Annotated in this window: 23 protein-coding genes; 8 read left to right on the top strand and 15 right to left on the bottom strand. The window is 68.4% G+C overall.

Annotation, left to right across the window (positions count from 1 at the left end; all coding sequences use genetic code 11):
* Nucleotides 1-714: NIPSNAP family protein (locus AC07ZS_RS07910; protein WP_494798039.1), on the bottom strand; the 714-nt coding region annotated here is incomplete at its 3' end.
* 79 nt (nucleotides 715-793) lie between these two features.
* On the opposite strand from AC07ZS_RS07910, the gene AC07ZS_RS07905 reads away from it, so the two are divergent.
* A complete protein-coding gene (locus AC07ZS_RS07905) occupies nucleotides 794-1747 on the top strand; it encodes a helix-turn-helix transcriptional regulator (RefSeq protein ID WP_494798038.1) in 954 nt (317 codons plus the stop codon).
* A gap of 4 nt (nucleotides 1748-1751) precedes the next feature.
* Here AC07ZS_RS07905 and AC07ZS_RS07900 read toward each other — a convergent pair whose 3' ends face one another.
* Nucleotides 1752-2231, bottom strand: coding sequence for a VOC family protein (locus AC07ZS_RS07900; RefSeq protein ID WP_494798037.1), 480 nt, complete (start codon nucleotides 2229-2231; stop codon nucleotides 1752-1754).
* A gap of 74 nt (nucleotides 2232-2305) precedes the next feature.
* Here AC07ZS_RS07900 and AC07ZS_RS07895 point away from each other — a divergent pair, with 74 nt between their 5' ends.
* Together AC07ZS_RS07895 and AC07ZS_RS07890 are read left to right on the top strand one after the other, a co-directional pair.
* Nucleotides 2306-3547, top strand: a complete 1242-nt coding sequence (locus tag AC07ZS_RS07895; protein ID WP_494798036.1) for a serine hydrolase domain-containing protein — start codon at nucleotides 2306-2308, stop codon at nucleotides 3545-3547.
* A gap of 130 nt (nucleotides 3548-3677) precedes the next feature.
* Complete coding sequence (locus AC07ZS_RS07890) at nucleotides 3678-4202, top strand: P-loop NTPase family protein (RefSeq protein WP_494798035.1); 525 nt, start codon at nucleotides 3678-3680, stop codon at nucleotides 4200-4202.
* Here the strand turns inward: AC07ZS_RS07890 and AC07ZS_RS07885 are convergent.
* The 3 genes from AC07ZS_RS07885 to fusA form a co-directional block, all read right to left on the bottom strand.
* The gene (locus AC07ZS_RS07885) at nucleotides 4199-5377 is read right to left on the bottom strand and encodes an MFS transporter (protein ID WP_494798034.1); all 1179 of its coding nucleotides are present in this window, start codon (nucleotides 5375-5377) and stop codon (nucleotides 4199-4201) included. The two genes, AC07ZS_RS07890 and AC07ZS_RS07885, sit on opposite strands and share 4 nt — an antisense overlap.
* Nucleotides 5378-5561: 184 nt before the next feature.
* On the bottom strand, nucleotides 5562-5939 hold the full coding sequence (locus AC07ZS_RS07880) for a nuclear transport factor 2 family protein (RefSeq protein WP_494798033.1): 378 nt from the start codon (nucleotides 5937-5939) through the stop codon (nucleotides 5562-5564).
* Nucleotides 5940-6026: 87 nt separating this feature from the next.
* Entirely contained in the window at nucleotides 6027-8051 is a 2025-nt protein-coding gene (gene fusA, locus AC07ZS_RS07875) for an elongation factor G (protein ID WP_494798032.1), read from the bottom strand.
* 453 nt (nucleotides 8052-8504) lie between these two features.
* Between fusA and AC07ZS_RS07870 the strand changes: the two genes are divergently transcribed.
* From AC07ZS_RS07870 to AC07ZS_RS07860, 3 genes are read left to right on the top strand one after another with little or no spacing between them, the layout of a single operon-like run.
* On the top strand, nucleotides 8505-8975 hold the full coding sequence (locus tag AC07ZS_RS07870; RefSeq protein WP_494798031.1) for a (2Fe-2S)-binding protein: 471 nt from the start codon (nucleotides 8505-8507) through the stop codon (nucleotides 8973-8975).
* Nucleotides 8972-11035 carry a xanthine dehydrogenase family protein molybdopterin-binding subunit gene (locus AC07ZS_RS07865; protein WP_494798030.1) on the top strand — a complete coding sequence of 688 codons (2064 nt, stop codon included), beginning with the start codon at nucleotides 8972-8974 and terminating at the stop codon, nucleotides 11033-11035. Before AC07ZS_RS07870 ends, AC07ZS_RS07865 begins: the two co-directional genes overlap by 4 nt.
* Complete coding sequence (locus AC07ZS_RS07860; protein ID WP_494798029.1) at nucleotides 11032-11943, top strand: helix-turn-helix transcriptional regulator; 912 nt, start codon at nucleotides 11032-11034, stop codon at nucleotides 11941-11943. The genes AC07ZS_RS07865 and AC07ZS_RS07860 overlap by 4 nt, the downstream gene beginning before the upstream one ends.
* Here the strand turns inward: AC07ZS_RS07860 and crcB are convergent.
* From crcB to AC07ZS_RS07830, 6 genes are all read right to left on the bottom strand, one after another.
* Nucleotides 11930-12313, bottom strand: a complete 384-nt coding sequence (gene crcB, locus AC07ZS_RS07855) for a fluoride efflux transporter CrcB (protein WP_494798028.1) — start codon at nucleotides 12311-12313, stop codon at nucleotides 11930-11932. The two genes, AC07ZS_RS07860 and crcB, sit on opposite strands and share 14 nt — an antisense overlap.
* 26 nt (nucleotides 12314-12339) lie before the next feature.
* Nucleotides 12340-13332: a recombination-associated protein RdgC gene (locus AC07ZS_RS07850; RefSeq protein ID WP_494798027.1), complete on the bottom strand. Its 993-nt coding sequence runs from the start codon at nucleotides 13330-13332 to the stop codon at nucleotides 12340-12342.
* A gap of 78 nt (nucleotides 13333-13410) precedes the next feature.
* Nucleotides 13411-14706, bottom strand: coding sequence for a TRAP transporter large permease (locus tag AC07ZS_RS07845; RefSeq protein WP_494798026.1), 1296 nt, complete (start codon nucleotides 14704-14706; stop codon nucleotides 13411-13413).
* Nucleotides 14699-15202, bottom strand: a complete 504-nt coding sequence (locus AC07ZS_RS07840) for a TRAP transporter small permease (RefSeq protein WP_382159113.1) — start codon at nucleotides 15200-15202, stop codon at nucleotides 14699-14701. The genes AC07ZS_RS07845 and AC07ZS_RS07840 overlap by 8 nt, the downstream gene beginning before the upstream one ends.
* Nucleotides 15203-15265: 63 nt before the next feature.
* Entirely contained in the window at nucleotides 15266-16240 is a 975-nt protein-coding gene (locus tag AC07ZS_RS07835; RefSeq protein WP_494798025.1) for a TRAP transporter substrate-binding protein, read from the bottom strand.
* Between the two features lie 104 nt (nucleotides 16241-16344).
* Complete coding sequence (locus AC07ZS_RS07830; protein WP_494798043.1) at nucleotides 16345-16467, bottom strand: hypothetical protein; 123 nt, start codon at nucleotides 16465-16467, stop codon at nucleotides 16345-16347.
* Here AC07ZS_RS07830 and AC07ZS_RS07825 point away from each other — a divergent pair.
* Both AC07ZS_RS07825 and AC07ZS_RS07820 read left to right on the top strand, forming a co-directional pair.
* The gene (locus AC07ZS_RS07825) at nucleotides 16418-16957 is read left to right on the top strand and encodes a winged helix DNA-binding protein (RefSeq protein ID WP_494798024.1); all 540 of its coding nucleotides are present in this window, start codon (nucleotides 16418-16420) and stop codon (nucleotides 16955-16957) included. The two genes, AC07ZS_RS07830 and AC07ZS_RS07825, sit on opposite strands and share 50 nt — an antisense overlap.
* A gap of 5 nt (nucleotides 16958-16962) precedes the next feature.
* Nucleotides 16963-20550 carry a hydantoinase B/oxoprolinase family protein gene (locus AC07ZS_RS07820; RefSeq protein ID WP_494798023.1) on the top strand — a complete coding sequence of 1196 codons (3588 nt, stop codon included), beginning with the start codon at nucleotides 16963-16965 and terminating at the stop codon, nucleotides 20548-20550.
* Nucleotides 20551-20553: 3 nt separating this feature from the next.
* Here AC07ZS_RS07820 and lapB read toward each other — a convergent pair whose 3' ends face one another.
* The 4 genes from lapB to rpsA form a co-directional block, all read right to left on the bottom strand.
* The gene (lapB, locus tag AC07ZS_RS07815) at nucleotides 20554-21699 is read right to left on the bottom strand and encodes a lipopolysaccharide assembly protein LapB (protein ID WP_494798022.1); all 1146 of its coding nucleotides are present in this window, start codon (nucleotides 21697-21699) and stop codon (nucleotides 20554-20556) included.
* The gene (locus tag AC07ZS_RS07810) at nucleotides 21689-22000 is read right to left on the bottom strand and encodes a LapA family protein (protein WP_494798021.1); all 312 of its coding nucleotides are present in this window, start codon (nucleotides 21998-22000) and stop codon (nucleotides 21689-21691) included. Before AC07ZS_RS07810 ends, lapB begins: the two co-directional genes overlap by 11 nt.
* Nucleotides 22001-22045: 45 nt before the next feature.
* The gene (locus AC07ZS_RS07805) at nucleotides 22046-22366 is read right to left on the bottom strand and encodes an integration host factor subunit beta (protein ID WP_291114839.1); all 321 of its coding nucleotides are present in this window, start codon (nucleotides 22364-22366) and stop codon (nucleotides 22046-22048) included.
* A 92-nt stretch (nucleotides 22367-22458) separates the two neighbouring features.
* Complete coding sequence (gene rpsA / locus AC07ZS_RS07800; protein ID WP_494798020.1) at nucleotides 22459-24144, bottom strand: 30S ribosomal protein S1; 1686 nt, start codon at nucleotides 24142-24144, stop codon at nucleotides 22459-22461.
* Nucleotides 24145-24225 lie beyond the last annotated feature (81 nt).

Here is a 24225-nt window from a genome sequence, read left to right as displayed (position 1 = left end):
CAGGGCGGACCGGGCGGGGGGGGTGAGGCGGTGGCTTTCGGTCGGGCCGGCCAGCCAGGGGGCGAGCGTGGGCTGAGCGTCGCGCGCCCAGGCGCCGCCGCGCGCAAAGGCGTCGAAGGCGGCGGGGCTGTCGAACAGCGCGAAGCCCACCAGCACCGGCTCGCCTTCGCGCACCGGCAGGCGCGGGAAGTTGTTGGGGCTGGGCTCCGTCACGTACCAGCCGATGCGCCGCGCGCCGCCCTGGCGCAGCACCGGCGAGAGCACCTCGCGGCACAGCGTCAGCAGGTCGCCGCCGGCGGGTGCGCGCAGCGGGAACACCGCCGCGTCCAGCAGGCCGGGCGGTGTGTCGGCGGTGCCGGGCTGGGCGCGCCGGGGTGTTGCCTCGCCATCGACGCCCGAACCGGGCCAGGCCGGGCGCAGCAGGAACACGTCGTCCGAATCCTGCATGGTGGCGTTCGCCGTGTCGCGGTGCGCCTGCCACACCGGGCCGCCGTAGAACGCGGCCAGGCCCTGGGCGCGGCGCGCCATGTCGGCGAAGCCGCGCAGCCAGACGAAACGGTCGGCGTCGTCGAGGTCGCGGAACTGGCCGATCACGCGCAGGCCCTGGGCTTCCTGGGTTTCGACGAACTCGCGGTCGAACAGTTCGATGAGCGCCTCGCGCCGGCCCGGGTGCAGGGTGTAGCGGCGCAGCTCGACGATGGGGGATTCGGTCATGGCAAAAGCTCCTTGAAAGACAGTGCAACCATGATCCGCCGCATAACATGACACGGTGTGTCATGTTTAAATCGCTCGCATGCAAGCCAGCCGACTGCTCTCCATCCTCATGCTGCTGCAGGCGCGCGGCCGCCTGACGGCCGGCGCGTTGGCGCAGGCGCTGGAAGTGTCCGAACGCACCGTGCTGCGCGACATCGACCAGCTCTCGGCTGCTGGTGTGCCGCTGTGGGGCGAGCGGGGGCGCCAGGGCGGCTTTCAGTTGCGCGAGGGCTGGAGCACCCGGCTCACCGGCATGACCGAGCCCGAGGCCCAGGCGCTGCTGCTCGCCGGCCTGCCCGGGCCGGCCACCGAGCTCGGCCTGGGTGCGGCGGCGGCTTCGGCGCGGCTGAAGATGGTGGCGAGCCTGCCGGGGGAATGGCGCGAACAGGCCGACCGCGTGGGCCAGCGCCTGCACATCGACCCGGTGGACTGGTACCGCGCACAGGACGCGCCGAACTTCCTGCGCGAGGTGGCCGACGCGGTCTGGCGCGCGCGCCGCATCGAGGTGCGCTACGAAAGCTGGCGCGGCAAGGCCTGGCGCGTGCTGGAGCCGCTGGGCCTGGTGCTCAAGGCCGGCGCGTGGTACCTGGTGGCGCGCGCGGTGGACGCGGCCCCGGCGAAAGGCGACGGCGTGCGCACCTACCGGCTCGCAAGCCTGCTGGAGCTGAAGGTGGGGGCCGCTTTTCGGCGGCCCAGGACGTTCGACCTCGCGGGCACCTGGCAGGCGTCCGCTGCGCGCTTCGAGGCGGAGCTGCGTTCGCTGGAGGTGCGGGCGCGCGTGACGCCGCGGGGGATGACGTGGCTGGCGAACGCGCGCGTGCCGTTCAGCGACCCGGTGAGCGACGAGGTGACGCTGCGCGTCGAATCGGTGGAGCAGGGCGCGCGGCAGTTGCTCGCCTTCGGCGACGAGATCGAGGTGCTCTCACCGCCTGCGCTGCGCGAGCGGCTGGTGCAGCAGGCGGCGGCGGTGCTGGCGCGCTACGCGACGCGCTGAGGCGTCAGCCGCGCCGTGCCGCGTCGATGGCGGCCACGTCGATCTTCTTCATGGACATCATCGCGTCGAAGGCGCGCTTGGCGGCCGCGCGGTCGGAGCCGGTGAAGGCCTCGGTGAGCGTGCGCGGCGTGATCTGCCACGACAGGCCCCAGCGGTCCTTGCACCAGCCGCACTCGCTCTCCTGGCCGCCGTTGCCCACGATGGCGTTCCAAAGGCGGTCGGTCTCCTCCTGGTCGTCGGTGGCGATCTGGAAAGAGAAGGCCTCGCTGTGCGGGAACACCGGGCCGCCGTTGAGCCCGATGCAGGGGATGCCCACCACGGTGAACTCCACCGTGAGCACATCGCCTTCCTTGCCCGAGGGATAGTCACCCGGCGCGCGGTGCACGGCACCGACCGCGCTGTCGGGGAAGGTCTTGGCGTAGAAGGTCGCGGCCTCCAGGGCGTCGCGGTCGAACCAGAGACAGATCGTGTTCTTGGGGATCATTCCGGGTCTCCTTGGGCGTTGAACAAGAGGAACTCCGCACCTTACCGCGAGCCGGGCAGCGTTAGCATCTTCTGATGACCTCTTTACCTGCTGTAACGGCCTGCCTTGCGTTCATGCTGGCCTGCGTCGCCCATGCCGCCGCGCCGGACGAGGCGCTGTTGAGGGGCGGGCAAGGCTATCCACCCGGCGGTCCCGTCCCGTTGGCACCGCATCTTGTGGCGGACGAGCAGCCCGAGCACCTGCTGGACTCCTTCAGTGGGGCCTTGGAGCAGGCGCTGGCCCATCGCGCCGTCAGAAAGGGCGCGCATTCGAGGCCTCTGGCCAGTGCGCCTGAGGAAACGCGTTTTGCGTATGAGCACGATGGCCGACGCCTCGACGTGAACGATTATCTGGACCGCCAGCGGGTCACGGGTCTCATGGTGATCAAGGACGACACGGTGGTGCTCGAGCGTTACCAGTACGGGCGCGGCCCGGCCACGCGCTTCCTGTCTGCGTCGATGGCCAAGTCCATCGTGGGCCTGCTCATCGGCATCGCCGTGGAGGAAGGGCATATTCGTTCTCTCGACGACCTGGCGCAGGTCTACGTGCCCGAGCTGACGGGCAACCCCTATGGTGCGGCTTCGATCCGCGATCTGCTCCAGATGTCATCGGGTGTCCGGTTCTCGGAGCAGTACGACGGCCGCGACGACCTGAGTGCCTTGATCGAAGACACCATCGGGCGCCGCTCGCGGGGTGGGGCCGCGGTGTTGTTCCCGTATGTCCAGCGCCGGATCGCACCGGGCAAGTTGTTCTACTACTCGTCTGCGGACACGCAGGCGCTCGGTCTCGTGCTGCGCGGTGCCACCGGTGTTGCGCCGGCCGACTACCTGAGTGAACGGATCTGGCAGCCCATGGGGGCTCAGGACGACGCGAGTTTCCTGGTCGATGCCGCGGGCCAGGAAGCGGCTTTCGCGTTCCTGCACGCGACGCTGCGGGACTACGGTCGTCTCGGGATGTTGCTGGCCAATGGGGGACGGATCGGCGACAGGCAGGTCATTCCCGCGGCGTGGGTGCGGCAATCGACCACCTTCGCGCCCCATGCTCAGCCCTTTGTGGCGAGTTCCTACTTTGGCTACGGGAACCATTTCTGGATCTTTCCAGGGGCACGGCCGCGGTTTGCCCTCATCGGTGTGCGCGGCCAGGTGATCTTTGTGGACCCTGCGCGGCGCCTGGTGCTGGTGCAGACGGCGGTCTGGAAATCCGCGGGCGACCGCGCGGCGCGGGCCGAGCTGCTGGCTCTGTGGCGCGGCGTGGTCGAGCAGTACGGGGCGTGGTGAAAGGGTCTTCCCCTGTGTGGGCTACCCCACAGACGGACGTGAGGCGCAGGCGAATACTCCCAACACCCCATCAACCTGGGCCCCCGGCAAATGGCCTGAGCAGGCCGCGCGGTGGGCTAGCATCGCGCGCATGCGATTTCTGGTTGTAGGAACAAGTGGCGCCGGCAAATCGACCTTCGCCGAGGCCTTGGGCAAAGCGGCGCAGTGCCGGCACGTCGAGCTGGACCAAGCCTATTGGGGGCCGGATTGGCAGGCGGTGCCCCACGAACAGTTCGAGCGCAGCGTGTCGGTGGCCACGGCGGGCGAACGCTGGGTGGCCGATGGCAACTACAGTGCCGTGCGCGACGTGCTGTGGCCCCGGGCCACGCACGTGGTGTGGCTCAATTACGGCCGCTGGACGGTGTTCTGGCGCGTGCTCTGGCGCACGGTCGGCCGGATCGTGACGCGCGAAGAACTGTTTCACGGCAACCGCGAGTCGCTGCGCATGGCGTTCTTCTCTCGCGATTCCATCCTGCTGTGGTCGTTCCGCACCTTCGAGAAGAACCGGCGCAAGTACGCCGGCCTTCGCGAGGATCCGTGCTACGCCCACCTCCAATGGACGGAGATCACCCGGCCGGCCGAGGCGCGGGCGTTCATCGAGCGGCACAGGGTTTAGCGTTCGGTGCGAACAATGAACAGGGCCACGAGCAGCGACAGCAGCGAGCTGGCCCACATCACCCCCAGCACGGCGAGGTGGGCGTTCGAGGCGTTGACCACCAGGCCCGAGCAGAACGCGACCACGCCGGCGCCGATCACCGTCACCGCGGCGGCCAGGCCGGACGCCGTGCCCGCGAGGTGCGGGCGCAGGGACAGGATGCGCGCGTTGGCCGCCGGCATGGTCAGGCCGTTGCCCAGGCCCACGAAGACGCAGGGGCCGAAGAAGGCGAGCGGGTGCGTCAGGCCCGAGGCCATCAGCACCAGCCCCACCAGCAGGCCCAGGGCGGTGAGCACGCGGCCCACCAGGATCAGGCGGGTCGGCGGGTGTCTTGAGCTGGCGCGCCCGACGAGGTAGCTGCCCAGCATGAAGCCCGCCGGCACCAGCCCCATGTAGGCGCCCAGGGCCGTGCTCGACAAGCCGCCCAGCTGCGCCGCCACCAGCGGCGCACCGCCCAGGAAGGCGTACAGCGTGCCGATGCCGAAGGCCATGCACAGGCCATAGGCCCAGAACGGCAGCGAGCGGCCCAGCTCGCCGTAGCCCTTCAGTTGCAGGGCGAAGGAGGCGGTGCGGTGGTGGTTGGTCTCCTTCAGGTGGAAGGCCACCAGCCAAAGGCCCGCGAGCCCGAGCACGGCGAAGGCGACGAAGTTGGCGCGCCAGCCGAAGGCGCTGTCGAGCAGGCCGCCCACGGTGGGGCCGATCATGGGCGCCAGGGCCCAGGCCGAGGAGACATAACCGATGCGGCTGGCGGCCCCGCCTTCGTCCGAGGTGTCGCGGATGGCCGCGAGGGACACGGCATAGCCGGCGATGACGGTGGCCTGGAGCATGCGGCACACCAGGAAGGTGGTGATGTCGGTCGCCAGGCTGCAGCCGACGGAGGCGAGGGTGTAGACCGCCAGCGCGGCCAGCGCGACGGGCTTGCGCCCGAAGCGGTCGGACATTGCGCCTGCGATCAGGTGCGCCACGGCGGTGGCGATCGCGTAGCCGGCGACGGCGAGGTTGACGAGCGCGAAGTCGGCGTCGAGGTCGGTGGCGATGTTCGGCAGCGAGGGCACGAACATGTTGAGCGGCAGGATCGCCAGCGCGGACAGGGCGATGAGGACCGCGAGGCGCGGGGAGGTGGCCGGTGCAGGCATGGGTGTGGAACTCCTGGGTTGAAAGGACGGATCGCCGGGGGCCGCGCGGTTGCGCGACCGTGATCTGCTCGTGCCGGGTTCAACAGGAGTCTTGTGCCCTCGGGCGTGATGGGGCCCGGGGCGGAAGCGGGCCGGCTGTGCGCGGCCCGTGGGTGCATTCTGCCGCAGCCTGTGGCCGACCGTGTTATGCGGCCACCACGCTCGCGTGTGCGGCGACGATCCGCCAGCGGGCGCCCAGCAGTGCCCAAACGCGGGTGTATCTGAACGTGCCTTCAAAATGGTGGTCGGCATGGCGTCCAGCCAGCTGCACCCGCACCGCGACAATGGCCACGTTGCCGAGCTGCCGGATGCTGCGGTCCGACGCAACGAGCGAGTCGAGCTTCAACAAGCCCGATCGATGAACGTCAAGGTCTTCCAGTTTCGTCACCACCAGGCCTAGGTGGTTCGTGAACAGCAGATCGTCCGCCAGCAGTTCGTCCAGAACCGGGACGTCGGAGGTGCGCATCGCGCGCGCCAGCCGCTCTTCGAGTTCAACCACTGCATCGATGTTGGCATCATTCATGACGACATCTTAGTAGGGCCTTGCGACGCGCCGTGAGTTCAAGTGCCAAAGAAAAGGGTGCCATCCCGCAAGATGGCACCCTTCTGGTCAAGCCACAGCCAACTCGGCCACAGCCGGCGGCGCCACCTGGTAGCCGTCGAACTGCATCGTGTACTGCGCACGGCCCGATGAAAGTGCGCGCAGCGTGCTGATGTAGCCGAACATCTCCTTCAACGGCACCAGCGCGTCGACCACCGTGGCCGTGCCGCGCACTTCATGCCCTCGCACCTGGCCACGGCGGCGGTGCAGATCGCCGATCACGTCGCCCAGGTATTCCGTGGGCGTTATCACCTCCACGGCCATCACCGGCTCCAGCAGATGTGGCCGGGCCTTGGCGAAGGCATCGCGCAGCGCATGGCTTGCCGCCAGCTCGAAGACCATGGCCGAGGAGTCGCGCTCGTGGAACGCGCCATCCAGCAGCACGGCGCGGAAGTCCACGGCCGGGTAGCCCGAAGCCGGACCGGCTTCGGCCGCGCGCCGGACGCCCGCTTCCACCGCGGGAATGAACTCGCGGGGAATCGCGCCGCCGACGATGCGACTCTCAAACTGCACGCCTGCACCTCGCTCCAGAGGTTCCAGGCGCAGCGTGAGCTGCGCGAACTGGCCGGGGCCGCCGGTCTGTTTCTTGTGCACGTGCGTCAGCTCCGCTGCCGTGGCAATGGTCTCGCGGTAGGCCACCTGGGGACGGCCCACCACCACGCCCACGCCATGGCGGTCGTGCAGCTTGTGCACGGCGACCTCCAGCTGAAGCTCGCCCATGCCGGACAGAATGGTCTGCCCCGACTCATCGTCCTGGCGCACGCGCAGGCTCGGGTCCTCGCGCAGCATGCTCTGCAGCGCCTTGGACAGGCCCTGCTGGTCGGCCTTGGTGCGCGGCTCCAGCGCCATGTGGATCACCGGCTCCGGCACGGCGATGGACTCCAGCTGCACCGGGTGCCTGGGGTCGCTCAGGGTCTGGCCCGTAAGGGTGTCCTTGAAGCCGACCACCGCGGCGATCTCGCCCGCCACGAGTTCATCGCGTTCGATGCGCTTGTCGGCATGTACCTCATACAGGCGGGCCGCGCGCTCCATGCGACCAGTGCTGGTGTTGAGCACCGAGTCGCCACGCCGCAACCGGCCCGCATACAGGCGCACAAAGACCATGCTGCCGTGCTCGTCGGCCACCACCTTGAATGCCAGGGCGGCCAGCGGCGCGCTGTCGAGGCCCGTGGTGGTGCCTTCGCGCTCCCCAGGCGCGGGCAGCCAGTCGACCACCGCGTCCAGCAGCGGCTCGACACCCCGATTGCGGAAGGCCGAACCTGCCAGCACGGGCACAAAGGCACGCTGGCGCACGCCCGCACGGATGCAGCGTTGCAGCCGTTCCACCGAGGGCTCTTCGCCGCGCAGCCAGGCCTCCAGGGCCTCGTCGTCTTGCTCGACCACGGCTTCCAGCAGGCGCGCGCGACCCGCCTGGGCTTCGGCCAGGAGGGCAGATGGAATGGCGGCTTCCTGCACCGGCTGCGATGCATCGTCACGCGCCCACAGCAGGGCGCGCATGCGCACCAGGTCCACGACGCCGCGGAATTCGCCTTCGGCGCCGATCGGCAGGTGCACCGGGACGGCCTGCACGCCCAAGCGTTCGCGCATCGACGCGATCACGCGCTCGAAGTTCGCGCCCGTGCGGTCGAGCTTGTTGACGAAGGCGATGCGTGGCACTTCGTGCCGGTCTGCCAGGCGCCAGTTGGTCTCGGTCTGCGGCTCCACGCCGGCCACCCCGTCCAGCACCACCACGGCACCGTCGAGCACGCGCAACGCGCGGCCCACCTCGATGTTGAAGTCGATGTGGCCGGGGGTGTCGATCAGGTTGATCTGCACGCCGCGCCAATGCACGGTGGTGGCGGCGCTGTTGATGGTGATGCCGCGTCGGCGCTCCTCGGGGTCGAAGTCCATGTGGGCAGCGCCATCGTGCACTTCGCCCATGCGGTGGCTTTCGCCCGTGTAGTAGAGGATGCGTTCGCTGGTCGTGGTCTTGCCCGCGTCCACATGGGCAATGATGCCGATGTTGCGGATGCCGTTGTTGTTGGTGCGGTTCATGGTGAATCTTTCCGGACCCCTTCGAGGGTCCACATGTCAGGACGATCAAGCCGCCCCGGCATGGATTCACCGGAGCTGACTCAGGAGGGAATGGGTCGGCCGGACCACGGGCGCACGCGCACGCATCCCACGTTCCGGCGGGCGGAAATCGTGGCGATCAGCTTGTCGTAAGTGCGCGTGAACATGTGGGAACCTGAAAAAACAAAAACCCCGGAAGACCATGCCTGCCGGGGTTGTGGGGCCGGAAGGTCATCGCCTTCCGATTTCCATCGAAAGGACGCAGCTATGCCGCGAACGTGGGTTGGACGAGGTTGAAATGGAACATGCGCGTATTTTCCTGGAATGGGATTGCCCCGAACGTCAGTAGGGCCGGATGCGGGCGTGGCGCGAATCTTCAAGACGCGCGGCGCGGCGGCTGGGACAGTGCGGCATCCCCCTCACCGGAGCCTTGCCATGCACATCCTCGTGAACCGCCAGCGGTTCGACATCCACCCCGACTGGCAGGACGAGACCCTGCTCGCCGTGTTGCGCGAACACCTGGGCCTCGTGGGCACCAAGTTCGGCTGCGGTGCGGGCCAGTGCGGCGCCTGCACCGTGCTGCTCGACGGCCAGGCGCAGCGCAGCTGCCTGCTGCCGGTGAGCGCGGTGCAGCGCCAGGCCGTGGAAACCATCGAGGGGCTGGCGGGCCGTGAAGGCGGCCTGCACCCGGTGCAACAGGCCTGGCTGGACGAGCGCGTGCCGCAGTGCGGCTATTGCCAGGCGGGCCAGATCATGGCCACCGTGGCCCTGCTGCGGCAGGACCCGGCGCCCAGCCCGGCGCGCGTGGACGAGGCGCTGGCGGGCAACCTGTGCCGCTGTGGCACGCAGCAGCGAATCCGCGCGGGCGTGCAGCGCGCGGCGGCCTTGCAGCGGGGACGGCCGTGAAGCGGCGCGGTTTCCTGCAGGCCGGCGGGGTGTTGAGCGTGGCCTTTCTGGCCGGCTGCGCCCTGCCGGTGATTCCCAAGCGGCCGGTGGCGGGCTACGAGGACGCGCTGGGCTGGGTGCGGCACCGCGAGGGCCGCTACGAGCTGCTGTTGCCGCGCGTGGAGATGGGCCAGAACATCGGCACCGCGCTCAAGCAGGTGGCGTGCGAGGAACTGGGCATCGGCTGGGACCAGCTCACGCTGCGCCTGCCGCACACCGGCGAGATGGCGCGCGTGCGCGCCACCGTGGGCAGCGAGTCGGTGAAGGACTTCGCCCTGCCGCTGGCCCAGGCCTGTGCCACGCTGCGCGAGGCGCTGGCGGCCGGGCACAGCGAGGGCGAGCGCATGGCCGAGCCCCGGCCCATGGCGCAACTGCGTGCGTTCCAGCGCGGGGGCCGCCATGTGGGCCGGGCCGTGCCGATCGAACAGGGGCAGGCCATCGTGACGGGCGCGCCGGTCTATGTGGCAGACGTGCGCCTGCCGGGCCTGCTGTTCGGTCGCGTGTTGCGCGCGCCGGTGTCGGCCGAGCGCGCCTCCACGCTGGGTTCGATGAACGAGGCTGCCGCGCGGGCGGTGAAGGGCTTCGTGGCGCTGGTGCGCGATCAGCGCCTGCAGCAGGCGTCGAGCGAGGGCATCGGCATCGTCGCGCGCACACCCGGGGCGCTGGACCGCATCGAGGCGGCGCTGGACGCACGCTGGCTTTCTCAAGGCGGTTTCGGGCAGGCCGACATCGACCAGCTGGTGGACGTGGACCGCCACCTCGCAGAAGGTGGATTCAAGTACCGGGTGCACGAGGACGCCATCGACGCGCACGGTGAGTGGGACGTGGACCTGCGCATCGACATCCCATTGGCGGCGCACGCGCCGATCCAGCCGCGCGCGGCGGTGGCGGCGTTCGATGCCGAGGGCCGGCTGGACCTCTGGGTGGGGTCGCAGGACGTGTACTACCAGCGCGACGTGGTCTGCCAGCGCCTGGGGCTGGACGAAGACCGGGTGCGCGTGCACGCCAGCCGCGTGGGCGGGGCTTTCGGCGGCAAGACGATCTGCACGGTGGAGCTGGAGGCCGCGGTGCTGGCGCAGGCGGTGCGGCAGCCGGTGAAGCTGCAGTGGACGCGCGCGCAGGAGTTCCGCCAGGGCTTTCACCGGCCGCCGTCGAGCCACCGCATCCGCGTGCGCCTGCGCGACGGCCGGCTCGACCAGTGGTGGCATGCGTTCGGCAGCAGCCACATCCTGTTCACCAACGCGGGCCTGCCGGCCTGGATGCAGCGCCTGACCGACTTCGTGACCGACGCGGGCGTGGCGCGCGGGGCGCAGCTGCCTTACCGCTGCGCGCGCAAGCGCGCCGAGTTCGCGCTGAACCGCCTGCCGGTGTTCACCGGACCCTGGCGCGGTCTGGGCGCGGGGCCCAACGGGCTGGCGATGGAGTCGGCCATTGACGAATGCGCGCGGCAGGCGGGCGTGGACCCGGTGGCGTTTCGCCTGCAGCACGCCGAAGACCCGCGGCTGGCGGGGGTGCTGCGCGCGGTGGACGCACGGGCCGGCGCGTTGCCACCCGCTGCGCCGGGGCTGCGGCGCGGGCGCGGCGTGGCCTGCGGCGTCTACAAGCAGGTGAGTTACGTGGCCGTGGTGGCCGAGGTGGAGCTGGACGCGCGCGGCCAGCTGCGGGTGACGCGGCTGGTCTGCGCGCACGACTGCGGCACCGTGATCAACCCCGACCAGGTGCGCGCGCAGTGCGAGGGCAACCTGGTGTGGGGCCTGGGCATGGCGCTGAGCGACCGGCTGACGGCGGTCGATTCGCGCATCGGCCCGGGCAGTTTTGCCGAAGCGCCGATACCATCGCTGGACCAGATTCCACCGCTGGAGGTGGTGCTGGTGGACGCGGACGGCGCGCCCGGCGGGGCGGGCGAGACCGCCATCGTGGCCACGGCGGCGGCGATCGCCAACGCGGTGCGCGAGGCCACCGGCGTGCGCATCCAGCGGTTCCCGATCGACACCGGCCTGCTGGCCCAGACAAGGACATGAACGACTTTGCTTCCGAAGCCATGCTGCGCCTGGTGCGCGCCGGCCTGCAGCGGCAGGGCCTGGCGGCCGACGGCCCGCCCGCGGTTCGCCGCGCGCACGTGCCGCTGGCGGACAAGCGCGCCTGGCTGGAGCGGCTGTGGCAGGCCCATGGGCCGGATGTGATCGTGCGGCTGGGCGAAGCCGTGCACGGCATGGACGACGAGCCGCTGTTGCTCGCGCTCTCGCTCGCGCGCGACCCGCCCGACCTGCTGCAGCGCTGGCAGCGCCTGGAGCGCTTCGTGCATTCGCGCCACCGCGTGCGCGTGAGCCAGCCCGGGCCCGGCCTGCTGTGCCTGCGGCACGTGTCGCTGGACCCGCGCCACCCGCCCACGCCGGCCGAGGACCTGCTGGTGTTCGGCTTTCTGGTGGCGCTGTGTGAGTACCTGCGCACGCCGGGCGTGCAGGCCCGGCCGGTTGGCCAGGCGGTGTGGAGCCGCAGCCAGGGCGCGTGGCACTCGCCCGTCTGGCCGAGCGATGTGTCGAGTTGGGAACTGCGCTGGCAGGCCCGGCCCGAACGCCCGCAGATCGAACGGGGCGCCGCGACGCCGGAGGGCTGGGTCGCCCACCTCCAGGCCCGCCTCGCCGCCGACCCGGGGCGGGGCTGGACGGTGGACGCGCTGGCGCGGGAGGCGGCCTCGTCGCCGCGCACGCTGCAGCGCCGCCTGGCGGGCCAGGGGGTGAGCTTCACGCAGTTGCTGTCCCAGGCCCGGCTCGCCGGGGCGGCCCGGTTGCTGGCGGCGGACAGCATGCCCACGGCCCAGGTGGGTTATGTGTGCGGCTTCGCCGACCAGGCCCATTTCACCCGGCAGTTCAAGCAGCACACGGCGATGACGCCGGGGCTCTACCGCAGCGAGTTCAGGCCGGCGTGAACCAGATCGCGGCGCTGCGCATGCCCACCCAGGTGAGCAGCAGCGAGCCCAGCAGGTGAAGGCCGGCCGTGCCGACGGCAAGCGCGAAGCGGCCTTGTTGCAGCATGGCGATGACTTCGGCCGAGAAGGTGGAGAAGGTGGTCAGCGCGCCGAGAAAACCGGTGATGACCGCGAGCCGCCAGACCGGGTCGATCTGCGTCTGGCTCTGGAAGAACACCACGGCCACGCCCACGATGTAGGCGCCGATCCAGTTGGCCGCCAGCGTGCCCCAGGGCAGCACGGCGGCGCCCTGGTTGAGCCACAGGCTCAGGCGCCATCGGGCCAGCGCGCCGAGCACGGCACCGAGGGAGATGGCGATGACGCTGTGCATGGGGATCGCGCTTCAGCGGGAGAGGATCAGAACGGCGGGCCGTCGTCGTCCGCGTCGGCGGTGACGGCTTCGCGCGCGGCAGGTGCCGGCGCCGAAGGCGCGCTGTCGGCAGCGGCGCCGAAGGCCATCTCGCCGCCCAGGGCTTCGATGAGTTCGGGGATGAGTTTCTGCAGCTCGCCGGTGGACAGGGCCACGTCGGTGTCGAAGCCGTTCTCGCCTTCTTCAGGCCGGCCGTCGAACACGCCTTCGAGGAAGTTGATTTTCTTGACCTGCAGCGATTCGGTGAGCGTGAAGCCGATGCGGCCTTCCCAGCTCATGGCCAGGCGGGTGGGCAGCTTGCCTTCGGTGATGTGCTTGCGCACCTCGTCGGTGGCGAGGTTGTGGCGCGTGAATTTCACGGCCGATTTTTCTTCGTCGCCGGACTTGAGCTCGCACTCGCGCTCCACCGCGAAGCCGCCGGGCCATTCGTCGGGCGTGGTGGCCGAGAGCCATTGCGTCATGGCGGTCTGCGGCGTCACGGCGGTCTGCAGCAGGGTGACGGCCAGGCCGTCGAAGGCGCGCACTAGGGCGGTGACGACTTCGTCGAGTTTGCCCTGGCTGCTGGCGTCGGTGACGAGCCAGCCGTTCTGCAGGTCGATCCAGACCCACACGGTCATCTGGCGCGCGAAGGCCTGGGGCAGCAGGGCCAGCAGCGCGTCTTCGCGCAGGGCCTTGGTTTCCTTCTTGCCGGGTTTGCGGCCGGTGGTGGCCTCGATGTGGTCGGCTTCTTCCTGGGCCTTTTTCTTCACGACCGAGCCGGGCACGCCCTTGGTCTCGATCTGCAGTTTCAGGATGCGCTGGCCGGCCACGGATTCCACCAGCGGGCCGTGGGCCTCGCCGCGCGGCTCGATCCAGCCGACGGACTTGTCCTGCGAGGCGCCGCAGGGCACGAAACGGGCCGCGTCCAGCGCGGCTTCCATGTCTTCCAGCGTCGCTTCCCAGCCGGGCGCGATGCGGTAGATCGTCACATTCTTGAACACGGGGGAATACCTTCAAAAAAACAAACCCTGCACCCGGGGCGGGTGCAGGGCCTGCGTATCTTAGAGGATGGCCTTTTGTTACATGCGGGAGGGCAGCCAGCTCACGATCTGCGGGAACCACCAGAGCAGGAGCACCGCCAGGACCATGATGAAGAAATAGGGCAGGCAGACCTTGGCAATCCAGGTGATCTCGCGTTTGGTCATGCCCTGGAGCACGAAGAGGTTGAAACCCACGGGCGGGGTGATCTGCGCCATCTCAACCACGATCACCACGAAGATGCCGAACCAGATCAGGTCGATGCCGGCGGCGGTGACCGTGGGCAGGATGACGCCCATGGTCAGCACGATCATCGAGATGCCGTCGAGGAAGCATCCCAGCACGATGTAGAACACCGCCAGCGCCAGCAGCAGCACCCCCGGCGACAGGTTCAGTCCGGTGACGAATTCGGCCAGGTGGCGCGGCAGGCCGATGTAGCCCATGGACAGGGTGAGGAAAGCAGCGCCCGCGAGGATCAGCGCGATCATGCAATACAGGCGCGTGGCACCCAGCAGCGAATCGCGGAACGTGCCCCAGTTCAGCGAACCTTGTGCAGCGGAGAGGATGAGCGAACCCACCACGCCCACAGCGGCGGCCTCCGTTGCGGTGGCGATGCCGGTGTAGATGGTGCCGATCACGCCGCCGATGAGCAGGATCACGGGGATCAGGTGGCGGGATTCACCGAGCTTCTGCCTGAAGCTCATGCGGTCATCGCTGCGAGGGACCTGGTCCGGGTGGATCAGGGCCCAGATCATCAGATGGCCGCTGAACAGCGCCGCGAGCATCAGGCCGGGCAGCACACCGGCCACGAACAGCTTGGCGATCGAAACCTCGGCCGCTACGCCGTAGACGATCATGATGATCGACGGCGGGATCAGCAGGCCCAGCGTGCTGGCTCCTCCCAGCGAACCGACAATCTTCTCGGGCGGATAGCCGCGTTTCGTAAGCTCGGGGATGCTCATCTTGCCGATGGTGGCGCAGGTGGCAGCCGATGAGCCGGACACCGCCGCGAAGATCGTGCTCCCCAGGATGTTGGTGTGCAGCAGCCGGCCGGGCAGGGCGTTGACCCAGGGTGCCAGGCCGCGAAACATGCTTTCGGAGAGCTTGGTGCGAAAGAGGATTTCGCCCATCCACACGAACAGAGGCAAGGCGGTCAGCGTCCAGCTGCTGGCTGAGCCCCAGATGGTGATGGACATGGCGTCACCTGCCGGGCGCGAGGAGAACAGCTCCATGCCGATCCAGGCCACGCCCGCAAGGGTGAGTCCGATCCAGACACCGCTGCCCAGCAAAGCGAACAGCGAGACGATCAGCAAGGTCGTGACGACGACTTCATTCATGGTGTGTCTCCACGCTGTCGTGCGAGCGCTGGCGGCGAAGCTCGAGCACCCATTCGTCAAGGAAGGCGATCAGCAGCACCGTGGTGCCCAGTCCCATGAGGATCTGCGGAATCCAGAGGGGCGTGGCGTCGCTGGCGGTGGAGATGTCGTGGAAGGCGTGCGACTGCCAGGCCAGCCGCCAGGCGTAGACCGCCAGCAGACCGGAGAGCAGCACCGCCACGGAGAGGGACCACAGCTCCAGGCCGCGCCGCATGCCACCCGTGAGCTTGCCGATGATCAGCGTGACGCGGATGTGTTCGCCGCTCTTGAGCGTGTGGGCCAGTGCCAGGAAGCCGGCGCCGGCCATGGCGTAGCCGGCGTAGGCATCGGTGCCCGGAATGTAGAACTGGAACATGCGCCCCAGCATGGACATGAGCACCATGACGAGCACGCCGATCATGAACAGCGCGGCCAGCCATGCCGATCCGGTGTAGAGGGCATCCAGTAGTTTTCGCATCGGAAGGAAATGGGACAGGTGAAAAAAACACTGCCCGGGGGGCCGGGCAGTGTTGCGAGGGATTTACTTGCGGTAAGCGTCCAGCATGGCCTGGCCTTCGGGCCCGGCCTTCTCCAGCCACTCCTTGACCATGGTTTCACCGACCTTCTGCATGTCGGCCTTGAGTGCGGCAGAAGGCGCTTCCACTGCCATGCCGTTGGCCTTCAGGATGGCCAGGGTGTCGGTGTTGACCTTTTGCGAGGCGGCCCAGCCACGCGCTTCGGCTTCGGCACCGGCCTTGAGCACGGCATCCTGCGTCGGCTTGTCCAGGGCGTCGAAAGCGCGCTTGTTCATGATGATCGCGTTCTTCGGCAGCCAGGCCTGCACGTCGTAGTAGTACTTCAGATGTTCGTAGAGCTTGCTGTCCACGCCGGTGGCGCCCGAAGTCATGTTGGATTCGACCACGCCGGTGGCCAATGCCTGCGAGAGCTCTGCTGCCTGCACAGTGACGGGCTGCGCGCCCACCAGTTCGGCGATGCGTGAGGTGGCCGGGCTGTAGGCGCGCCACTTGCTGCCCTTGAGGTCGGCGGCGCTGGCCACCGGTTTCTTGCTGTAGATACCTTGGGGCGGCCACGCCACGGTATAGAGCAGGGTCATGCCCTGCTCGGCCAGCTTCTTTTCCAGAATGGGTTTCTGCGCCTTGTAGAGCTTCATGGAGTCGGCATAACTCGTGGCCAGGAAGGGCAGGCCATCGGCCCCGAACATTTGCCACTCGTTCTGATAGGCAGCCAGCAGGATCTCGCCGATCTGCGCCTGGCCGCCCTGCACCGCGCGCTTGATCTCGGGCGCCTTGAAGAGCGAGGCGCCCGCGTGCACCGTGATCTTGAGTTTGCCGCCGGTGGCCTTGTCCACGTCGTTGGCGAAGGCCGTGAGGTTGACGGTGTGGAAGTTGGTGGCGGGGTAGGCCGCCGGCAGGTCCCATTTGGTCTGGGCCAGGGCGGGGAGGCTCATGGCCATGGTGGCAGCGGCCACGGAAAGGCTGAACAGGCGACGTTTCATCTTGAGGGCTCCAGGTGGGTATGGGACACGGATCGAGCTGCGGTTGCGGCTCGGAAGACTCTATCGGCGAGTGGGCGAAGTGTGATCGGTAATTTCCCTGAATGTCAATAAATCGTTGGCAAATCGTCAACATAAAGCCTAAACTTCGCCGCACCGAAACGACGCAGACTTTTTGCCATGGCCCGTTCCAAAGCAAGTGCCAAGCCAGCCTCGCCGAGCTCGCCCATCGTGTCTTCCGCGCACCTGGTGTCGCCGCGCAGCGCGGAGATGAGTGAGTTCGAGTTCGGCCTGATCGTGGCCGGCAACGCCTTCCACCGCTGGGTGGTGCACTGCATGAGTGCCGCCGGCCTGAAGGACCTCACCGCGCTGGACGTGCTGGTGCTGCACCACGTTTCGCACCGCGCGCGCGACAAGCGCCTGGCCGACATCGCCTTCATCATGAATGTGGAGGACACGCACCTCGTCAACTACTCGCTCAAGAAGCTGCAGAGCCTGGGCATGGTGGAGTCGAGCAAGAACGGCAAGGACGTGACCTACGCGCCCACCGAGGCAGGCAAGGGCTACGTCACGCGCTACCGCGAGATCCGCGAGAGCTGCCTGATCGATGCGCTCAAGGCGGACGACGCGCTCAACCACGACATCGGCCAGCTCGCGCGCCTGCTGCGCGTGCTCTCCGGCATTTACGACCAAGCCGCGCGCAGCGCCGCATCTCTTTGAACACCATGGTGAATTCCAACCACACACCTCGCTGGCAGTTCTGGATCGACCGGGGCGGCACTTTCACCGACATCGTGGCCAAGCGGCCGGACGGCACCCTGGTCACCCACAAGCTCCTCTCGGAAAACCCGGAGCAGTACCGCGATGCGGCGGTGGCCGGCATTCGCCACCTGCTGGGGCTGAAGGCCGGTGAGCCGGTGACGCCCGAACAGGTCGAGTGCGTGAAGATGGGCACCACGGTGGCCACGAACGCGCTGCTCGAGCGAAAGGGCGAGCCCACGCTGCTGGTGACCACGCGCGGTTTCCGGGATGCGCTGCGCATCGCCTACCAGAACCGTCCGCGCCTGTTCGACCGCCGCATCGTGCTGCCCGAGCTGCTCTACGCCGAGGTGATCGAGGCGCAGGAGCGCGTGGCCGCGCACGGCGAGGTGCTGCAGCCGCTGGACGAAGCGGCGCTGCGCGCCGACCTGCAGGCAGCCTTCGCGCGCGGCCTGCGCAGCGTGGCGGTCGTGTTCCTGCACGGCTACCGCTTCACCGCGCACGAGGCCGACGCGAGCCGCATCGCGCGCGAGGTGGGCTTCACGCAGGTGAGCAGCTCGCATGGCACCAGCCCGATGATGAAGTTCGTGAGCCGGGGCGACACCACGGTGGTCGACGCTTATCTCTCGCCCATCCTGCGCCGCTACGTGGAGCAGGTGGCCGGCGAGATGCCGGGCGTGAAGCTGTTCTTCATGCAGTCCTCAGGCGGCCTCGCCGACGCCCATGCCTTCCAGGGCAAGGACGCGATCCTGTCCGGCCCGGCCGGCGGCATCGTGGGCATGGCGCGCACGGCGGGTCTGGCGGGCCATGGCAAGGTGATCGGCTTCGACATGGGCGGCACGTCCACCGACGTGTCGCACTACGCGGGCGAGTTCGAACGCGAGTTCGAGACCCAGGTGGCGGGGGTGCGCATGCGCGCGCCGATGATGAGCATTCACACCGTGGCGGCGGGGGGCGGCTCCATCCTGTCGTTCGACGGTTCGCGTTTTCGGGTCGGCCCGCAGAGCGCGGGCGCCAACCCCGGCCCGGCGAGCTACCGGCGCGGCGGCCCGCTGGCGGTGACGGACGCCAACGTGATGACAGGCAAGATCCAGCCGGCCCACTTTCCCAAGGTGTTCGGCCCCAGGGCCGACGAAGCGCTGAGCCAGGACGCGGTGCGGGCGAAGTTCGCCGAGCTGGCGGCGCAGACCGGGCGGCAGCCGGAGGAGGTGGCCGAGGGCTTCATCCACATTGCGGTGCAGCAGATGGCCAACGCGATCAAGAAGATTTCGGTGGCGCGCGGCTACGACGTGACGCGCTACACCCTGCAGTGCTTCGGCGGCGCGGGCGGGCAGCACGCCTGTCTGGTGGCGGATGCCTTGGGCATGACGCGCGTGTTCGTGCACCCGCTGGCCGGCGTGCTCAGTGCCTACGGCATGGGCCTGGCCGACCAGAACGTGATCCGAGAGCAGGCGATCGAACGGCCGTTGGTGGCCACTTCCCTGCCCGGCATTGCCGAGGCGCTCGATGCCCTGGCCGACGCGGCTCGGGCCGAGCTGGGGCGCCAGCAGGTGAACGCCGGCGAGGCGATCGTGCACCGGCGGGTGCATGTGCGTTACGAAGGCAGCGACTCGGCGCTGGTGGTGCCGTTTGGCGAGGTGGCCGAGATCGAGGCGCGTTTCGAGGCCGCGTACCGGCAGCGCTTTGCCTTCCTCATGCAGGGCAAGCGGCTGGTGGTGGAGGCGGTGTCGGTGGAGGCGGTGCTGGCCGGCGACGCGCCCCAGGAGCCGCGCCTGGCGACGCACGAACCGCGCGAGTTGCCCCGGCGCGAGACGGTGCGCATGTACTCGGGTGGCCAGTGGCTGGACAGCGCGCTGGTGGTGCGCGAGGACCTGCGCCCGGGCGACGTGATCCCCGGGCCGGCGATCATCGCGGAGAAGAACGCGACCACGGTGGTGGAGCCGGGCTGGGAAGCGGTGCTCACGGCCCTGGACCACCTGGTGCTGGACCGCCGCGTGCCGCGCGCGATGAGCCACGCCGTGGGCACCACGGTGGACCCGGTGCTGCTGGAGGTGTTCAACAACCTGTTCATGAACATCGCCGAGCAGATGGGCCTGCAGCTGCAGAACACGGCGTACTCGGTGAACATCAAGGAGCGCCTGGATTTTTCCTGTGCGCTGTTCGACGCGCAGGGCAACCTCATCGCCAACGCGCCGCACATGCCGGTGCACCTGGGCTCGATGGGCGAGAGCATCAAGACGGTGATCCAGGAGAACGCCGGGCGGATGCAGCCGGGCGATGTGTACGTGCTCAATGATCCCTACCACGGTGGCACGCACCTGCCCGATGTGACGGTGATCACGCCGGTCTACCTGGGCAGCGAGCCCACGTTCTACGTGGGTTCCCGGGGGCACCATGCCGACATCGGCGGTGCCACGCCGGGCTCCATGCCGCCGTTCTCCACGCGCATCGAGGAAGAGGGCGTGCAGATCAACAACGTGAAGCTGGTGGACCGGGGCGTGCTGCGCGAGGCCGAGATGATCGCGCTGCTGCAGAGCGGCGAGTTCCCCTCGCGCAACCCGCAGCAGAACATGGCCGACCTCAAGGCGCAGATCGCCGCCAACGAAAAGGGTGTGCAGGAGCTGCGCAAGATGGTTGAGCAGTTCGGCCTGGACGTGGTACAGGCCTACATGCGCCACGTGCAGGACAACGCCGAGGAGTCGGTGCGGCGCGTGATCACGCGCCTGAAGGACGGGCAGTACACGCTGCCGCTGGACAACGGCGCACAGATCCGGGTGAACGTGCGGGTGAACGCGGCCGAGCGCAGCGCCGAGATCGACTTCACCGGCACCTCGCCGCAGCAGCTCAACAACTTCAACGCACCCACGGCGGTGTGCATGGCGGCGGTGCTGTACGTGTTCCGCACCCTGGTCGATGACGACATCCCGCTCAACGCGGGTTGCCTCAAACCGCTCAAGGTGATCATCCCGCCCGGCTCCATGCTCAACCCCAACCCGCCGGCCTCGGTGGTGGCGGGCAACGTGGAGACCTCCAGTTGCATCACCAACGCGCTGTACGGCGCGCTGGGCGTGATGGCGGCGAGCCAGTGCACGATGAACAACTTCACCTTCGGCAACACCGCGCACCAGTACTACGAGACCATCTCGGGCGGTAGCGGCGCGGGTGAGGGCTTCGACGGCACGAGCGTGGTGCAGACCCACATGACCAACTCGCGCCTGACCGACCCCGAGGTGCTGGAATTCCGTTTCCCGGTGCGGCTGGAGAGCTACGAGATCCGGGCCGGCTCAGGCGGGGCCGGGCGCTGGCACGGCGGCGACGGCGGCGTGCGCCGCGTGCGTTTCCTGGAACCGATGACGGCGAGCATCCTGTCCAACGGCCGCGTGCATCCCGCCTTCGGTATGGCCGGTGGTGAGCCCGGGCAACTCGGCATCAACCGCGTGGTGCGCTCGGATGGACGTGTCGAAGACCTGGCACACATCGGTCAGGCCGAGATGAAGGCCGGTGACATCTTCGAGATCCACACCCCGGGCGGAGGTGGTTACGGCAAGGCCTGAGCTTCAGAGCTCTTCCACCCGCCTTGCCGGGTAGCTGTCCCAGGCCTGGCAGCCCGGGCACTGCCAGAAGTGCTGGCGCGCTTCGAAGCCGCAGGCCGCGCAGCGGTAGCGCCGCAGCGGCGCGCTGGCGTGCTCCAGGGCCTTCTGCACGCTGGCCTGGGCGGTGGGGTTGGAGAGCGTCTCGCCGGCCATCCACTCGGTCGTGATGACCAGCGAAGGTTCGCGCTCCAGGTGGCTGAGGTAACGGCTGCGCACGGCCTCGGTGCCGCTGCTCAGGCTGGCGAGCGCTTCGGTGACGTCGATCGCCGGGGCGCGGTCGTGGCTGGCCTGCAGCAGCTTCAGGGCATCGGCTTCGCGGCCGGTCTGGCGGGCCAGGTCGGCCAGGGCGCGGGCCGCCAGGGGCAGGCTTTGCGGGGCGTGCTGGTTCATGCGCAGCAGGGCGTCGAAGGCGCCCGAGGCATCGCCAGCCTGCGTCTTCAGGGCCGACAAGGCCATCCAGCCGCGCGCCAGCTGGGGCGCGCGCTGCACGGCTTCGTTGAGCCGTTGCAGGGCGGTGGCGCTGTCGCCGCCGCGCTGGGCGAGCTCGGCTTCTTCGCACAGGTAGTGCGCGAGGCGGGTGGCGAAGCTGCCTTGTTCCGCATCTTCCAGGCGTTGGGCGATGCGCTTGGCCTGGGGCCAGTCGCGCGAGCGTTCGTAGATGCCCAGCAGCGCGAGCAGGGCTTCGCCCTCGAAGTCCGAGCCCTGCAGCTTGTGCAGGGCGGTTTCGGCGCGGTCCAGCAGGCCAGCTTTGAGGAAGTCCAGCGCCAGGGCGTGCTGGGCGCGGTCGCGGTCCTTGCGGCTGATGTCGGCGCGCGAGAGCAGGTGCTCGTGCACGCGCACGGCGCGGTCGTAGTCACCCCGGCGCCGGAACAGGTTGCCCAGGGCGAAGTGCAGCTCGGCGGTGTCGGGGTCGCCCTGCACGGCTTCGATGAAGGCGTCGATGGCCTGGTCCTGCTGTTCGTTGAGCAGGTGGTTGAGGCCGCGGAAGTAGGCTTTGGGGGCTTGACGGCCTTCCATGCGCCATTGGCGCAGGTCGAAGCGCGACGCCACCCAGCCCAGCGCGAACGCCAGCGGCAGGCCCCAGAGCAGCCAGGTGAAATCAAAGTCCATGCCGGCGGTCGATCGGGTCGGGAGGGAGCAGGGTGGTGTCGCCTTCAAAGGCGGTGCTGTTCAGCGCCGAAGCAGAGGCGGGGTGGCGGCGGTTGCGCCGCGCGCGCAGCCACAGCGGCAGCATCACGGCCACCCCCAGGAAGACCCCGATCACCAGCGCCACCAGGATCACCAGCACCAGGGGCGCCTGCCAGCTGGCGCCGAAGAACAGGTGCAGCGTCACGCTGTCCTGGTTGTTGAGCGCGAAGGCGAACAGCACAAAAAAAATGGCTGCGTTAAGCAGCCACATCAGGTATTTCACGTCGTCCCCTTTGTGGTGGGACGATTGTAGCGAGCGGCCCTTGTATCAGGCCCGCTTCTGGGTTTCGCGGCCCAGAATCTCGGCGGTCTTCTTGTCCACCTCTTCGCGCAGGGCCTTGCCCGGCTTGAAGTGCGGCACGCGTTTCTCCGGAATCATCACGCTCTCACCGGAACGCGGGTTGCGTCCGATGCGAGGCGAGCGCCGGTTGACGGAGAAGCTGCCAAAACCCCGGATCTCGATGCGATGGCCCTTCACCAAGGCTTCGCCCATGGCGTCCAGGATCGCCTTGACGGCGAACTCGGCATCGCGGTGGGTGAGCTGGCCGAAACGGCTGGCCAGAGCTTCAACGAGGTCGCTTCGGGTCATGTCGAATGGAGTGGGGGCGTTGGGGTGACAGCGCCGGGCAAGAGGCCGCCCTCGCGGGCGGGTGCCTCACCCGGCGCTGAACCGGTTTCGCTTCAGTTCTGGTTGTTGTCCAGCTTGGCGCGCAGCAGGGCGCCCAGGCTGGTCGTGCCGGCGTTTTCGCGGGAAGACTGCTGGCTCAGGTTGGCCATGGCTTCCTGCTGGTCGGCGGCGTCCTTGGCCTTGATCGACAGCTGGATGTTGCGGGTCTTGCGATCCACGTTCACCACCACGGCGTTGACTTCGTCGCCTTCCTTCAGCACGTTGCGCGCATCTTCCACGCGGTCACGGCTGATTTCGCTGGCGCGCAGGTAACCCAGCACGTCTTCGCCCAGATCGATCTCGGCGCCCTTGGCATCCACGGTCTTGACCTTGCCGGTCACGATGGAACCCTTGTCGTTCACCGACACGAAGGTGGTGAACGGGTCGCCGTCGAGCTGCTTGATGCCCAGGGAGATGCGCTCGCGCTCCACATCGATGGCCAGCACGATCGCGTCGACTTCCTGGCCCTTCTTGTAGTTGCGCACGGCGGCTTCGCCGGGCTCGTTCCAGGACAGGTCGGACAGGTGCACCAGGCCGTCGATGCCGGCGGCCAGGCCGACGAACACGCCGAAGTCGGTGATCGACTTGATCGGGCCCTTGACGCGGTCACCGCGCTTGGTCTGCTCGGCGAATTCGTGCCAGGGGTTGGCACGGCACTGCTTCATGCCCAGCGAGATGCGGCGCTTGTCTTCGTCGATGTCGAGCACCATGACTTCGACTTCGTCGCCCAGCGACACCAGCTTGGACGGGGCCACGTTCTTGTTGGTCCAGTCCATTTCGGAGACGTGCACCAGGCCTTCGATGCCGGGTTCAAGTTCCACGAACGCGCCGTAGTCGGCGATGTTGGTGATCTTGCCGAACATGCGGGTGCCTTGCGGGTAGCGGCGCGAAACGCCCATCCACGGGTCGTCGCCCATCTGCTTGAGGCCCAGCGAGACGCGGTGCTTCTCGGTGTCGAACTTGAGGATCTTGGCGGTGATTTCCTGACCGGCCGTGACCACTTCGCTCGGGTGACGCACGCGGCGCCATGCCATGTCGGTGATGTGCAGCAGGCCGTCGATGCCGCCGAGGTCCACGAACGCACCGTATTCGGTGATGTTCTTGACCACGCCGTGAACGATGGCGCCTTCCTTCAGGGTGTCCATCAGCTTGGCGCGCTCTTCGCCCATGGAGGCTTCCACCACGGCGCGGCGGCTCAGCACCACGTTGTTGCGCTTGCGATCGAGCTTGATGACCTTGAATTCCAGGGTCTTGTTCTCGTACGGGGTCAGGTCCTTGGTCGGACGGCTGTCGACCAGCGAGCCCGGCAGGAAGGCGCTGATGCCGTTGACCATGACCTTGAGGCCGCCCTTGACCTTGCTGGAGGTCGTGCCGGTGACGAATTCGCCGGATTCGAGCGCTTTTTCCAGCGACATCCAGGAAGCGAGGCGCTTGGCCTTGTCGCGCGAGAGCAGGGTATCGCCGAAGCCGTTTTCCACGGAGTCGATGGCGACGGAGACGAAGTCACCGACCTGCACTTCGAGTTCGCCCTGGTCGTTCTTGAACTCGGCCAGGGGCACGTAGGCTTCCGACTTCAGGCCGGCGTTGACCACCACGTGGTTGTGCTCGATGCGCACGACCTCGGCGGTGATGACTTCGCCCGAGCGCATTTCAGCGCGTTTCAGGGACTCTTCGAATAGGGCGGCAAAAGATTCAGACATTGAATTTCCTCAACCACTCAGCGTCGGTGCAACAACCACGGGAATGCGGCTGGAACGGATGCGACGTGTGGGCGGTGTTGA

Source organism: Hydrogenophaga sp. GW456-12-10-14-TSB4 (assembly GCF_059424305.1).
This window is presented reverse-complemented; position numbering and strand designations above follow the sequence as displayed.